The following is a 14143-nucleotide window of genomic DNA, read 5'->3' on the forward strand; positions in this document are numbered from 1 at the left end:
CTACTCCCCGTCGGGGCCCAGCGGGCGTATCTCCGTGTCGGGTTCGCCGCCCTGGAGCCTGCGGCGGTTGTTCTTCCAGGTCTTCACGGCCCGGTTGGTGTACTCGGTCAGCGCCACGACCGTCGCCACGTCGCCGAGCAGTTGGAGCACGAGTTCGATGTCGGGCCCCAGGCGGCCCTTCTGCCCGTCCGTCCTCGTCCGTTCCTCGATGCGCAGGTGCTCGCCGGAGATCAGCTCCTCCAGCGGCTCGTCCCGCTCGAGCCACGCCCGCAGGGCTCTGACATCGTCCGCGGTCGCGCCGTCACCGAGCCGGACGCGTACGCCTAAGACAGCCACTTGGTCCCCCTCTGTCATGCTCCACATCATGACACCGGGTCAGGCCCCGGCGGCAGACCCGTGACGTGACCCGGGCACGTGACTGCACGCCCCCTTCACGCCAGGCGCACACGGCGCACGCGTGCTCAGCCCTGCGTCTGCAACTGACGCAACTGGCGCCGCACATGGTCCAGCGCCCCCTCGCGCCGGCCCGGCACCCGGCTGCGCAACGCGGCGAGCGCCGTGCCCAGTTCACGGGCGCCGGCCGGCTCGCGGACCTGGCCCCACTGGTGGTGGGCCCGGTCCACGGCGGCCTCCACGGCGGGGGAGTCAGCGGCCTGTCCGGCGTTCAGCCGGGCGGTGGCCACCGCCAGCCAGGTGCGGCAGCTGCGCGCCGCGTCCCCGGCGAACATCGCCAGGTCGGCCCGTACCTCGGCCCAGTGCAGGGCCTCCTCGGAGGCCGGGCCGTGGGCGGCGACGGCTCCCTGCTCGTACCGGGCGGCGAGCGCGTCCGCCTCGGCGTGCCGGCCGGACTGCACGGCGGCCGTGATGGCGGCGTGCGGGTCCCCCGCCGACGGGCCGGGCGTGCTCAGCACCAGGTCCGCTCCCGCGCTCTCCGGCGCGATCCGTGCCAGCGCCTGCTGGTGCAACTGCTCGGCGGGCGGCCGGAATCCGCTGCGCAGGATCGTGGCGACGGCCTTCATGTACGCGGGCGCGGCGACCGTGCGCCGGGACGGGGGCGGGGCGATGCGGCCGTGGACGGCGTTGCCGCGGCCCGCGTCCAGCGGGGTGCCGCGCAGCAGTTCCCAGGCCTCGGCGTCGGCGTGCAGGTCGAGCAGCAGGGTGGTGGCCCCGGCCGGCCTGAGCCGCAGTTCCTCCCGGAACCAGTGCCAGGGGAAGGCCGTGTAGCGGGCGGTGGAGGGGGTGGTGCGGGCGAGCGCCAGGTGGGGCAGGCGCTGGCGGCGGTCGAGGTGGAGCTGCCCGGTGACGTAGACGGTGAGCGGGCCGGGGGCCGCGGCGGCGGCGCGGAGCCGGGTGAGGACGGCCTGCGGCTCCAGCGGATCGGCGAGTTCGACGACGTTCGCGGTGTCCGTGCCGGACAGCACGGCGGGCGGCACGGCGGCCAGGACGGGGAGCACGGAGGCGGCGTCGACCAGGCGCCCCCGGCCCACCGGCGAGGCCGCCAGCAGCAGCACGGTACCGGGCATCGTCCCTCCCCCTGCGTCGATCAGTACGGCAGCACCGTAACCGCTGCGGCTGCAAAGGGGGGTCTCAGGACCGCAAACGCCCGCCTTCGGGTGCTTCGCCCCCAGCGGTCGCGCTGCCGGTGCCCGGGACGGACTCCGGGGTGGGACCGGTCCTGCCCGGGACGGACTCCGGGGTGGGACCGGTCCGGCGGCGGACGGCGAAGACCGTGGTGTCGTCGGCGAGGCGCCCGGCGCAGTGGCGCAGGGTGCCGTCCCGCACGAGGGCGGCCAGCCGGACCGGTCCGGCCGCGCCCGGGTCCTCGGCGACGGCCCGGGCCACCTCGCGGGCGAGCCCGTAGAACGCCCCGGTGCCGTCCCGGGCCTCCGTCACGCCGTCCGTCACCAGCAGCAGCGTCTCGTCGGCGGCCACCCGCACCCGCCGGACCTCGGGCGGCACCGGCGCGAGGTCCCCGAAGCCCAGGGGGAGCCCGGGAGCGGCCGGCAGGGCACGCACCCCGCACGGCCCGACCGCGAGCGGCGGCTCGTGCCCGAACACCAGCACGTCCACCGCCTCCGGTGCGTCGTCGGGGAAGCCGAGCAGGACGGCCGTGGCGAACCGGTCGCCGTCGGAGCGGCCCAGGGCGACCGTGTGCGCGCGGTGCCGGATCATCCGCGTCTCCAGCCGCCCGGCGACGACCGTCAGGTCGGCCTCGTGGTAGGCGGCCTCGCGGAACGTGCCGAGCAGCGCGGCCGCCGCCTCCACCGCGCCGAGGCCCTTGCCCTGCACGTCCCCGACCAGGACGCGGGTGCCGTGCGGGCCGGGCTGGATGTCGTAGAAGTCGCCGCCGACGCGGGCCTCGGCGTCGGCGGTGAGGTAGACGCCGGCGTGGTCGAGACCGCCCCAGCCCGGCGGCAGCGGGCGCAGCACCGTGCGGCGGATGGTCTCGGTGACGTCGCCCATGCGCAGCACGCGCTGCTCCTCGCGCACCCGGACGACACAGGCCAGGGTGGCGAGGATGCCGCCGAGCGCCACGAGGACGAAGTCGGCGAGCCCGGCCTGGTACTCGTGCGGCCAGGCACCGTCCACGACGACGTACGTCGCCAGCGACGCGAGTGCGAACAGGGCCGTGCCCCACACGCCGCAGATCGCGGCGGCGATACCGGGTACCAGCACGATCCAGGAGATCATGCGAAAGTCGCCGGTGGTGTGGTAGTCCGCCACGGCGATGGCCACGAGCAGCACCAGGGGCGGCAGCCAGGCCACGCGGTGCCCGCGCAGCCGCAGCAGCTCCTGCCGCCGCACGGCATCGCGGGTGCCGGCGTACCCGTCGCCGAGCCCTGTGTACCCGTCGCCGGCCCGGGCGGGTCCGTCGCCGGCCCCGGGGTACGGGTCGAGCGGGCCGTGGCCCCCGCGGTGGCGCCTCACCGCCCCAGCGAAACACGGGGCCGCACGGCCCGCATCCGCGTCGGGGCGGTCCGCCGACTTGCCCGTGGTCCTTTGCCGGTGTGCCCTGGAAGCCAGGGGCAGGGACGGAGAGGAGAGCTCTCATGGCTCATGCGGCACCCGCCTCACGCCGGATGGAGACATCGCGGCGCAGGCCCGACGTGTTCAGCGCCCGGACCCACGCGGCCGCCGCGGTGGCGCTGCCCGTCGTGCTCGGGCTGGTCTACGGCTTCTGGGCCGCGGCCAACCGGCGGCACGGCGGGCCCATCACGGGCTGGAACCTGCTGTTCGGCTTCCTCACCGCGCTGGTCTTCGCGGTGGTGTTCGCCGCCGTGTGGCGGCTGGCCCCGCGGCTGCGCCGCGAACTGCACGCCGCGGCCTGGTTCGCCTTCACGGGCTGCGCGGTCGGTTTCCTCGTCAACCAGTCCGGCGAGTCCGTGCTGAAGTGCGCCGGGCTGGGGCTGGCGGTCGGGGTGGGCGTCCTGCTGACGCTGTTCTACCGCTCCTACTCCCGCGAGGACGCGGAGGGCCACCGGCTGAGGTGAGAGGCCGGTCCAGGCCGGGCCGGGTCGGTCCAGGCCGGGCCGGGTCGGTCCAGGCCGGGCCGGGTCGGGCCGGGCCGGGTCAGGTCGGGCCGACCCGATCCGGACCGGCGTGATCGGCTCCCTTCTTCCCGCACCGAGGTGCCACCCGTTCGGGTGAGGCCTCCACCGGGGCGCCGAACGCCCGGCTCCGGGCGCTCACCACGGGTGGACCGCCCGTCCGGCGTGGCGCGGGCGCCCGAATGCCCTCTCCCCGCTCGCGCCCGGAGCCCGCCGCGCCTTGCCTGGAAGGGTGCCCGAGCCGGACCGGGCGCCCGCACCCGCGACGGCGCCCCCACGCGCGCGGAACGCCCTGTCGGCCGTTCTGCTCACCCTCGCGTGCCTGCTCGTGCCGTTCGCCGCGCTGGCCTCCTGGGCGGCGCACGGGCTGACCGACACCGGCCGCTACGTCCGGACGATGGCGCCGCTCGCCGCCGACCCGGACCTGCGGAGCGCGGCCGCCGACGCCCTCGGGGACGGCGTCCTGCGCGCGGCCGGACCCGAACTGCGCGGCACGGCCGCCGGGCCCTTCGTGCGGGAGGCGGCCCGCTCGTTCACCCGGACCGAGGCGTTCGCCACGGCCTGGGACGCCGCGAACCGGGCCGTCCACACCGCCGTCCTGCGCGCCCTGCGCGCCGATCCGCCGGCCACCGCCCCGGTCACCGTCGACCTCGCGCCCGTCGTCGACCGGGTCAAACACCGACTGACCGAAGACCACGTGCCGTTCGCCCACCGCATCCCGGTCACGCACACCCGCGTCCCGGTGCTTCCGGCCGGTGACGTGGACCGACTGCGCAAGGGGTACCGGGTGCTGGACGCCGTCGCCTTCTGGCTGCCGCTCGCCGCGGCCTGCTCCGCCGTCGCCGGGATCGCCGTCGCCGCGTGCCGCCGCCGCGCGGTCACCGCCCTCGGTCTCGGCACGGCCCTGGGCGGGGCGCTGCTCGTCCTCGCCGTGGCGCTCGGCCGCCGCCTCACCCTCGCCGACCTGCCCGACGCCCTGCGGGGCCCGGCCGCGGGCGCGGTCTACGACGCCCTGACGGCCACCCTGCGCACGGTGGCCTGGCTGCTGTGCGGCCTCGGCCTCGCGGTGGCGCTCGGCGGGTGGCTCACCGGCCGCTACGGTCCCCGGCTCGCCGCGCGGCGACGCGCGCGAGGGTCCGCAGGGCCCGCCGCAGATCCGGTTCCGGAGCCGACGCGAGCCCGAGCCTGACCGCGTCCGGCGTGTGCCCGGGGGCCACCGCGAACGCGGGCCCGGGCGTGACGGCGATGCCGTGCGCCGCGGCGGCGGCCGTGAAGGTGTCGGCACGCCACGGCGCGGGCAGCTCCCACCAGGCGAAGTAGGCGTGCGGGTCGGACCGCACGGCGAATCCCGCGAGTTCCTCGGTGAGGATCCGCTGCCGCCGCCGCGCGTCGGCCCGCTTGGCCGCCACCAGCCGCGCCACCGTCCCCTCGGCGGCCCACCGCACGGCCGCCTCCAGCGCGAACCGCCCCGCGCTCCAGCCGCCCGAGCGCACCGCCTGGGCCACGGCGCCCACCCGGTGCGGCGGCACGACGAGGAAACCGGCGGTGAGCCCGGGAGCGACCCGCTTGGAGAGCCCGTCGACGACATGGGTGAGCGCCGGGGCGTGGGCGGCGAGGGGGGCACCGGGCTCGTGCAGGAACGACCAGACGCGGTCCTCCACGACCGGCAGGCTGAGGTCGTGCACCAGCCCGGCGAGTTCCAGCAGCCGGGTGCCGCTCGTCGTCACGGAGGTCGGGTTGTGCAGGGTGGGCTGCACGTACAGGGCGGACAGCGGTGCCGTGCGGTGCGCGGCGGCGACGGCCTCCGGCAGCAGCCCCGCCGGGTCACCTGCGAGCGGCACGAGCGTGATCCCGAGCCGTGCCGCGATCTCCTTGACCAGCGGATACGTCAGCTGCTCCACCCCGACCCGGCCTCCCGGCCGGACCAGGGAGGCCAGCACGGCGGCGATGGCCTGGCGGGCGTTGCCGGTGAACAGCAGTCGCTCGGGGCCGGGTCGCCAGACCGGCCCGGCGAGCAGGCCGGCGGCGGCCTCCCGGGCCCGCGGGGTGCCGGTGGCGGCGGCCGGCAGCAGCGCCTCGGCCAGTACGTCGGGGCGCAGCAGCGGCGCGAGCACGGGCGCGAGCAGCTCCGACTGGCCGGGAGCGGAAGGGTAGTTGACTTCGAGGTTCACCGGTCCCGGGGACTCGCCGGTCTCGACGAGCGCCCGCCCGGCCGGTCCGTCCGGGGCGGCCCGGACGAAGGTGCCGCGCCCGACCTCGCCGACGACCAGTCCGCGCCGCACGAGTTCGCCGTACACGCGCCCGGCCGTCGACGGGGCGATCCCCCGCCTGCGTGCGAACACCCGCTGCGGCGGCAGCCGTTGGCCGGGCTTGAGCCGCCCGCCGGCGATGTCGTCGGCTATCCGGTCCGCGATGCGCCGGTAGTCACCCATCGGTCGCCCTCCCCCTCGCTCCCGGATTGCACCGAGAGCAAAGATCCTATTGCACCGAGTAGTTGGGCCTGCCTAGGGTCGGTCCATGGCACCCTTCCTCGCATACGAGGACAAAGGCCCCGCATCCCCACGGCAGCCCCTTGTCCCCCCGACTCCCCTGGTCCTCGTCCACGGACACCCCTTCGACCGCACGATGTGGGCCCCGCAGCTGCGGACGTTCGCGGCGGCCCGCCGCGTCGTCGCCCCCGACCTGCGCGGCTACGGCGCCTCCCCGACGGTCCCGGCCCTCACGGACTTCTCCGGGTTCGCCCGCGACATCGAGGCGCTGCTGGACGAGCTGGGGCTGGACTCCTGCGTCCTGGCCGGCCTGTCCATGGGCGGCCAGATCGTCCTGGACTGCTACCGCCTGTTCCCCGAGCGCGTGCGGGGCCTGGTCCTCGCCGACACCTTCGCCGCCCCGGAGACCTGCGAGGGCGTCTTTGCCCGCGACGCCATGGCGGACCGCCTCCTCGCCGAGGGACTGCGCGGCTACGCCGACGAGGTCCTGGACCGGATGGTCGCGCCGTACGCGTCCGCCGAGGTCAAGGCCCACGTCCACGGCATGATGACGGCCACCTCCCCGGAGGGCGCCGCCGCGGCCCTGCGCGCCCGCGCCCGGCGCCCCGACTACCGGCCCCTGCTGCCGCGCGTCCGCGTCCCGGCCCTGGTCGTCGTGGGAGCCGACGACACCTACACGCCCGTCTCCGACGCCCGCGCGCTGCACGCCGCCCTGCCCGACGCCGCGCTGCACGTCGTCGAGGGCGCCGCCCACCTGCCGAACCTGGAACGCCCCGAGGCGTTCGGCACGGCACTTAAAGCGTTCCTGGCCCGCGTCGACGAACGGCAACCATCCTCCGCCCCACCCCGTCTTTGAGGGAGGATTCGGGCATCCTCCCCCGCGAACGGAAGGCCGGGCCTTGGACACCGCCGCTGCCGAGTGGACCGCCGTCGACGACGGGCCGCAGCACCGCCCGCCCGGGCGGCGCCTGGCCGCTTGGTGCGCCGGCCTGCTGTGCGCGGCGGTGAGCGTGGTCGTCGGCTTCCGGGCCGCCGACAGCGACGGCGTCACCCCCGTCACGCAGTTCCTCGCGTTCCTGCCCTGGCTGCTCGTCCCCACCGCCCTGGCGCTGCTGCTCGCGCTGCTGTCCCGCTGGTGGACCGGCACGCTCTGGGGGGTCCTCCTGCTCGGCCTGCTGGCCTGGTACACCGATCCGTACGGCACCACCGACGGCCCCGCGGGCCGCCCGGTCGCCGTCCTGCGCGTGCTGACCTCCAACGTCGAGTTCGGCCAGGGCACCGGCTCCCTGGTCGCGGCCGTCCGCCGCGAGGAGCCGGACGTCGTCTTCGTCCAGGAGTGCGACCACGCCTGCGACGCCCGGCTGAAGACCGACCTGGCGCGGGACCTCCCGCACCGCCGGGCCGTCGAGGGGGGTGGCTCCGAGGGTTCCGTCATCCTCAGCCGCTTCCCGCTGAAGGCCGCGGCCGGCGTCCGCGCCACGATGGGCATGCCCGGGGCGGTCGCCGACGTGGACGGACACGCCGTCCGGCTCCAGCTCGCCCACCCGATGCCCCCGCTGCCCGGCCAGGTCGACCTCTGGCGGCGGGAGCTGGGCGCCCTGCGCGAGTCGGCCGCGGCCGACCGCGGCACCCCGCTGATCCTGGCCGGGGACTTCAACGCCTCCCAGGACCACGCCGCCTTCCGCCGCATCCTCGACACGGGGCTGCGCGACGCCTCCCGTCTGGACGGGGCCGACCGCACGGTCACCTGGCCTGCCCTGACGGCCCCCACCTTCGGCGCGCAGATCGACCACGTGCTGCTCTCACGGGACTTCGCGGCCGACCGCACCCGGATCCTGGACCTGGCGGGCACGGACCACCGCGCGGTGGTCACGGACCTGACGCTGCACGCGCCCCGGTGACGGGGAAGACAGGGAAAAGGGGACGCCCCACGGACGCCCCCCTCCCGTCTGGCGCTCTGCGCGCGGTGGCCGGCTCAGACGCCGATGTCGCAGCCGTCGGCACGCCACACGGACACGACGGCCGGACGGACGTACGTACCGGGCCCGTCGGGCCAGGTGCTGGCGGGCTTCTCCACGGACGCGCCGTCGATCTCGCCCGGGTGCTGCACGGCGACGAGGACGCGCCGCTCCTGGATGATCGGGCCGCAGGTCTCGGCGCCCTTGGGCACGGTCAGGAACTGCTTGAGCTCGCCGCGCCGCTCGCCCCGGGTCGCCACGCCGAACAGGCCGTCGTGCGAGCCCAGCTGGGCACCGTCCGTGGAGATCCACAGGTTGCCGTACGGGTCGAAGGCGACGTTGTCCGGGCAGGAGATGGGGCTGACGCCGTCCTTCGGGAAGCCCGCGAAGTAGGTCGCCGGGTCGTCCGGGTCGCCGGCGACGAGGAACAGCGACCAGGCGAACGTCGTGCTCTCCGGCCGGTTCCAGCGCTCGGTGAGCTCCAGGACGTGCCCGTGCTTGTTGGCGTGGCGCGGATTGGCCTCGTCCGCCTTGGGGTTGGCGCCGACGCCCCGGTTGGAGTTGTTGGTCAGGGCGACGTACACCTTGCCGGTGACCGGGTTGGGCTCGATGTCCTCGGGCCGGTCCATCTTCGTGGCGCCGACCTTGTCGCCCGCGAGCCGCGTGAAGACGAACACCTCCTCCGCGCTCATCCCCTCGACGTGCGAGACGGCGCCCTTGGCGGTGGCCGTGGCCAGCGGGATCCACTGGCCGCTGCCGTCGAACTCGCCGTCCTCCGGCAGCTTGCCGGTGCCGTCGATCTCGATGGCCGGGGAGTCGCCGGTGAGCTTGGCGACGTACAGGGTGCCCTCGTCGAGCAGGGAGAGGTTGTGCTCGCGCACGGCGCGCGAGGTGCCGTGCTTCATCCGCTTGCTGCCGACGAACTTGTAGAAGTAGTCGAACCGCTCGTCGTCACCGGAGTACACGACGGGACGGCCGTCGTGCGTGAGCCGCACGGTCGCGGCCTCGTGCTTGAACCGCCCCAGAGCGGTGTGCTTGCGGGGCGTGGAGGACGGGTCGTACGGGTCGAACTCGACGACGTAGCCGAACCGGTGCACCTCGTTGGGCTCCTGGGCGACGTCGAACCGCTTGTCGAACCGCTCCCACTTGCGCTCGGTCGCCCCGGTCCCGATGCCGTACCGCTTGTCCGTCGGCCGGCTGCTGTTGGCGAAGTACTGGTTGAAGTTCTCCTCGCCGTGCAGGGTCGTGCCCCAGGGGGTGACACCGCCGGAGCAGTTGTTGAGGGTGCCGAGCACCTTGGTGCCGCTCGGGTCGGCGGAGGTCTTCACGAGGCCGGAACCGGCGACGGGTCCGGTCAGCCGGAACTCGGTGGTGGCGGTGACGCGCCGGTTGAGCTGGTGCCGGGAGACGGCGGTGAGCCTGCCGCTCCTGCGGTCCTCCTCCACGACGACGGCGGACAGCCCGTGCGCGGCCCAGGCGATCTCGACCTGCTCGCGGGTCGGGTTGGCGGCGTCGTACCCGCGGAACATGAGCACCTCGTCGGTGTACTCGTGGTTCGCGACGAGCAGCTGCCGGCCGCGCTCGCCCGGCAGCGGAAGGAGCGCGAGGAAGTCGCAGTTGTACCCGAACTGCCCGGCCTGCGCCTTGGCGCTCTGCTTCTCCGGGTCGAAGGCGGGGGCACCCCGCAGGATCGGCTCGCCCCACCGGATGACGACGTTCTGCCGGTAGCCGTCCGGCACGGTCACGGCGTCGGCGGTGTTGGGCGCGACGGGCGCGAAGCGCAGGCCCCGGGCGCCCTTCGTCCTGCTCCGGGCGGCCTCCCGGGCGGCGTCGGCCGGGACGGCACCGGCCTGCGGGGCCCGCGCGACACCCACGGCTCCCGCGCCCGCGGCGGCCACGGTCACCACGGCCGCGGCGCGCATCATCGAACGGCGGCTGAGGGCCCCGGCGATCACGTCGCCGACGTACTCGTTGGAGCTGGTGTTGGGCACCTCGTGGAAGCAGGCGTCACCACACCGGAAACGACAGGTCATGGCGGACCGGCCGCCAGGGTGCGAATCGGACGGCGTTCCGATCAACGGCAGCAGCTTTCGCACTTTGCTCTCTCCTTGGATGCCCTTGGTGTCAGCGCGACCGTAGGTGCACATATGTGCGGGAGCCGGGCGCCCCGATGAACAACGAGTGAACCCGTGGCTGCCGTACGGGGGGTGTGCTCCTTAAGCCGGGCGACACCCGGGCGGACCGGATGCCCCCTTGACAGCGAGAATCCCGCGTAGCAGACCCTGCCCAAGATCACCCAAGAGGGCCGCTAACCTTACGTGTCCGTCCTGGCCAGGGATTGACGGGCTTCAACTCACGCGAAGGGTTGCGCGCACATGGGCATTCTCACTCGGTTGCGGAACGCGTTCGGACGGTCCCGCAAGTCACGGACCGCCGAGGCGGAGGGTGCGGCGCCCACGACGGAGGCACCGGCCGAGCCCACCACCCCGGAAGCCGCCGAGCCCCGGGTCCCGTCCCCCTCCCCGGAACCCGACCCGGCCCCCACGGCGACCGTCCCCGAACCCCGCCTGTCGTCCCGCGACGAACACGACCTGGTGTCGCTGGCGTTCGACAACGTGACGGTGCCGCGTCCGACGCGATCGGACGAGGAGCCGTCGTCTGCGACGCAGAAGCCGGCGGAGACCCCGGAACGGGAACCGGTCGCCGCGACGCCGGAGCCGGTGGAGGAGCCCAAGCCGGTCACCGAGCCGGAGCCGGCGGAGGCCCGCAAGCCGGCCGCGGACCGGGAGGCCATCGAGGAACCGGCGGCCGTTGAGCCGGAGCGGGAGCGGGTGCCGGAGCCGGTCGAGGAAGCGGTAGTTGCCGAGCCGGAGGTTGCCGAGGAGCCGAAGGCCGCGGAAGCGGAACCCGTCGAGGAGCCGGCTGCCGCGAAGCCGGACACCGCCGACGAGCCCGCCCCTGCGGAACCGGTGGCTGCCGAGGACCCGGTGGTCGCGGAGAAGCCCGGGGCCACGGACACCGGGCCGCAGCCCGAGCCCGCGGAGGCGCCGCCGGCCGCCGAGGACCCGGAGGCCGACGAGCAGGAGAAGCCGCAGGCGGAACCGGAGGCGAAGGAACCGGAGGCGGAGGCGAAGGAACCGGAGGCGGAGCCGAAGGCCGAGGCGAAGGCCGAGGCGCCGGACACGGAGTCAGACGAGCCGAAGGCCGAGGCCCAGGCGGTGGCGCCGGCCCCGGAGCCGGAAGCCGAAGCCGAGCCGCAGGCCGGGGCCGAGCCGCAGGCCGGGAACGCCGCGGACCCGGAGCCGGAAGCCGAAGCCGAGCCGCAGGCCGGGAACGCCGCGGAGCCGGAGCCGGAAGCCGAAGCCGAGCCGCAGGCCGGGAAGGCCGCGGAGCCGGAGCCGGAGGCGACGCTGGAACCGGCGGCCGAGGCCGAGCAGGCCCCCGCGCCCGCCCCCGCATCCGAAGACGCACCGGCACCCGCCGAGGACGACACCCCCGCCCCCGAGCCCGCGGCCGCCGACGGCGACGAAGCCCCACAGGGGCCACCCGCGGCCGACGACGAGAGCCGCACGGGTGGTGCGGGTGGGAACGACACGGCCGAAGGCGAAGCCGAGGCCGAGCCCCACGCCCCCGCTCCCGCCCCCGCCCTCACCCTCGCCCAGCTCAAGTCCCGGGCCCCCGGCCTGGCCACCGCCTACCGCGCCGCGGCCACCACCCTCAAGGCGCACGACCTCACCGGCACCCGCGCCAAGGTCTACCTCGTCCTGGACCGCTCCGCCTCCATGCGCCCGTACTACAAGGACGGCAGCGCCCAGGCCCTCGCCGAGCAGACCCTCGCCCTCGCCGCCCACCTCGACCCCGAGGCCACCGTCCCCGTCGTCTTCTTCTCCACCGAACTCGACGGCACCGGCGAGATCACCCTCACCGACCACGAGAACAAGATCGACACCCTGCACGCCTCCCTCGGCCGCATGGGCCGCACCAGCTACCACGCCGCGGTGGAGGCGGTCCTCGCCCACCACGACAAGGCGACCGCGGACACCCCCGGCACCCCGGCCCTGGTGATCTTCCAGACCGACGGCGCCCCCGACGCCAAGACGCCCGCCACCCAGGCCCTCACCGAAGCCGCGAAGACCCACCCCACCGTCTTCTTCTCCTTCGTCGCCTTCGGCGACCCGGAGAACAAGGCCTTCGACTACCTCCGCAAGCTCAAGACCCCCAACACCTCGCACTTCCTCGCCGGCGAGACCCCCCGCGAGCTCACGGACAAGGAGCTCTACGAGGGCGTACTCGCGAACTGGCGCCCGTAGACGTCTCCCGGCAAAACCCGCAGAACCAGCAGAACCCGCGAACCCTCCGGGGGGGTGGACGGCGCACACCACAGGCCGTCCACCCCCCGAAACGCGTGTGAGTCGATCTTCAGCCGCCCAGTAGGATTTCGACCATGGCGGCCACTGGATCCGAGAAGCAGGGGGCGAAGGCGTACTACGTCTCGACCCCCATCTACTACGTCAACGACGCTCCTCACCTGGGCCACGCCTACACGACCGTCGCAGGCGACGTGCTCACGCGCTGGCACCGTCAGCGCGGCGAGAAGGTGTGGTACCTCACCGGCACGGACGAGCACGGTCAGAAGATCATGCGCACGGCCGAGGCCAACGGGGTCACCCCCCAGGCGTGGGCCGACACACTCGTCACCGAAGCGTGGAAGCCCCTCTGGGAACACCTGGAGATCGCCAACGACGACTTCATCCGCACCACGCAGAAGCGGCACACCGACCGGGTCCAGGAGTTCGTCCAGGACCTGTACGACAAGGGCGAGATCTACAAGGGCGGCTACGAGGGCCCGTACTGCGTCGGCTGCGAGGAGTACAAGCTCCCCGGCGAGCTGCTCGACGGCGAGGGCGAGTACGCGGGCCAGAAGCTCTGCCCGATCCACAAGAAGCCGGTCGAGATCCTCAGCGAGGAGAACTACTTCTTCAAGCTGAGCGAGTACGGCGAGAAGCTGCTGGCCCACTACGAGGCGAACCCCGGCTTCATCCAGCCCGAGTCCGCGCGCAACGAGGTCGTGAACTTCGTCCGCCAGGGCCTGCAGGACCTCTCCATCTCCCGCTCGACCTTCGACTGGGGCATCCCGATCCCCTGGGACGACAAGCACGTGATCTACGTGTGGGTCGACGCCCTGCTGAACTACGCCACGGCGGTCGGCTACAACGAGAACCAGGCGAAGTTCGAGGAGACCTTCCCCGCCGACGTCCACCTGGTCGGCAAGGACATCCTCCGCTTCCACGCGGTGATCTGGCCCGCGATGCTGATGGCGCAGGGCCTCCCGCTCCCCGGCAGGATCGCGGCCAACGGCTGGCTGATGGTCGGCGGCGAGAAGATGTCGAAGTCGAACCTGACCGGCATCAAGCCGCAGGACCTGACCACGCACTTCGGCGTGGACGCCTACCGCTGGTACTTCCTGCGCGCGATCGCCTTCGGCCAGGACGGCTCCTTCTCCTGGGAGGACTTCTCCGCCCGGTACACGAGCGAGCTGGCCAACGACTACGGCAACCTCGCCTCCCGCGTCGCGGCGATGGTCGGCAAGTACTTCGGCGGCGAACTGCCGGCGTCGGCGGCCGACGGCGAGGCGGAGGAGGCCATCCACGCCGGCCTGGCCAGGGCCGTCTCGGAGGCGGACCGCCGCATCGGTGACGACCTGGACTTCCAGGGCGGGATCCTGGCGGTCTTCGACTTCGTCAAGCAGGTCAACGGCTACATCACCGAGCAGGAGCCCTGGAAGGTCGCCAAGGACACGTCCGACGAGGGCCGGGCCCGCCTGGCGACGATCCTCTACACGGCCGCGGAGTCCCTGCGCGCCGTCGCGGTCCTCCTCAACCCGGTCATGCCCGAGACGTCCCAGAAGCTGTGGGACTCCCTCGGCGCGGAGGCCTCCCTCGGGGCGCTGGCGGACCAGCGGATCCAGGAGGCCGGCGACTGGGGCAGGCTCCCCGCCGGCACGACCGTCACCAAGGGCGCGGTCCTCTTCCCGCGCCTGGAGGAGAAGCCGACGGCGTAACAGCCGTAACACCCGCGCTACAGCACGGGCCCGGGGAGGACGAGAGTCTTCTCCCGGGCCCGTCGCTTTGCGAAGATCGCGTGAGGA

General features: G+C 74.3%; 11 protein-coding genes. 6 read left to right on the forward strand and 5 right to left on the reverse strand.

The window, feature by feature from the left end; translation table 11 throughout:
* The 3 genes from AC07DA_RS12585 to AC07DA_RS12595 all read right to left on the reverse strand — a co-directional run bounded on the left by AC07DA_RS12585 (position 1) and on the right by AC07DA_RS12595 (position 2928).
* A complete protein-coding gene (locus AC07DA_RS12585; protein WP_479127251.1) occupies positions 1 to 336 on the reverse strand; it encodes a hypothetical protein in 336 nt (111 codons plus the stop codon).
* 125 nt (positions 337 to 461) lie between these two features.
* Entirely contained in the window at positions 462 to 1523 is a 1062-nt protein-coding gene (locus AC07DA_RS12590) for a serine/threonine-protein kinase (RefSeq protein WP_479127253.1), read from the reverse strand.
* Between the two features lie 64 nt (positions 1524 to 1587).
* On the reverse strand, positions 1588 to 2928 hold the full coding sequence (locus AC07DA_RS12595) for a PP2C family protein-serine/threonine phosphatase (protein ID WP_479127255.1): 1341 nt from the start codon (positions 2926 to 2928) through the stop codon (positions 1588 to 1590).
* Positions 2929 to 3050: 122 nt separating this feature from the next.
* On the opposite strand from AC07DA_RS12595, the gene AC07DA_RS12600 reads away from it, so the two are divergent.
* Positions 3051 to 3491, forward strand: a complete 441-nt coding sequence (locus AC07DA_RS12600; protein WP_479127257.1) for a hypothetical protein — start codon at positions 3051 to 3053, stop codon at positions 3489 to 3491.
* A 289-nt stretch (positions 3492 to 3780) separates the two neighbouring features.
* Entirely contained in the window at positions 3781 to 4737 is a 957-nt protein-coding gene (locus AC07DA_RS12605) for a hypothetical protein (protein ID WP_479127259.1), read from the forward strand.
* Here AC07DA_RS12605 and AC07DA_RS12610 read toward each other — a convergent pair.
* Positions 4634 to 5980 carry an aminotransferase-like domain-containing protein gene (locus AC07DA_RS12610; protein ID WP_479127261.1) on the reverse strand — a complete coding sequence of 449 codons (1347 nt, stop codon included), beginning with the start codon at positions 5978 to 5980 and terminating at the stop codon, positions 4634 to 4636. The genes AC07DA_RS12605 and AC07DA_RS12610 overlap by 104 nt on opposite strands.
* A gap of 85 nt (positions 5981 to 6065) precedes the next feature.
* Here AC07DA_RS12610 and AC07DA_RS12615 point away from each other — a divergent pair, with 85 nt between their 5' ends.
* Positions 6066 to 6893: an alpha/beta fold hydrolase gene (locus AC07DA_RS12615; protein ID WP_479127263.1), complete on the forward strand. Its 828-nt coding sequence runs from the start codon at positions 6066 to 6068 to the stop codon at positions 6891 to 6893.
* A gap of 43 nt (positions 6894 to 6936) precedes the next feature.
* Positions 6937 to 7938 carry an endonuclease/exonuclease/phosphatase family protein gene (locus tag AC07DA_RS12620; RefSeq protein WP_479127265.1) on the forward strand — a complete coding sequence of 334 codons (1002 nt, stop codon included), beginning with the start codon at positions 6937 to 6939 and terminating at the stop codon, positions 7936 to 7938.
* A 74-nt stretch (positions 7939 to 8012) separates the two neighbouring features.
* Here AC07DA_RS12620 and AC07DA_RS12625 read toward each other — a convergent pair whose 3' ends face one another.
* Positions 8013 to 10091 carry a PhoX family protein gene (locus AC07DA_RS12625; RefSeq protein WP_479127267.1) on the reverse strand — a complete coding sequence of 693 codons (2079 nt, stop codon included), beginning with the start codon at positions 10089 to 10091 and terminating at the stop codon, positions 8013 to 8015.
* A 279-nt stretch (positions 10092 to 10370) separates the two neighbouring features.
* Between AC07DA_RS12625 and AC07DA_RS12630 the strand changes: the two genes are divergently transcribed.
* Both AC07DA_RS12630 and metG read left to right on the forward strand, forming a co-directional pair.
* Positions 10371 to 12305 (forward strand): VWA domain-containing protein, encoded by a 1935-nt coding sequence (locus tag AC07DA_RS12630; RefSeq protein ID WP_479127269.1) that lies wholly within the window; start codon positions 10371 to 10373, stop codon positions 12303 to 12305.
* A gap of 134 nt (positions 12306 to 12439) precedes the next feature.
* On the forward strand, positions 12440 to 14056 hold the full coding sequence (gene metG, locus AC07DA_RS12635) for a methionine--tRNA ligase (protein ID WP_479127271.1): 1617 nt from the start codon (positions 12440 to 12442) through the stop codon (positions 14054 to 14056).
* The last annotated feature ends 87 nt before the right edge of the window (positions 14057 to 14143 follow it).

Source organism: Streptomyces sp. NPDC044921, from assembly GCF_056432865.1.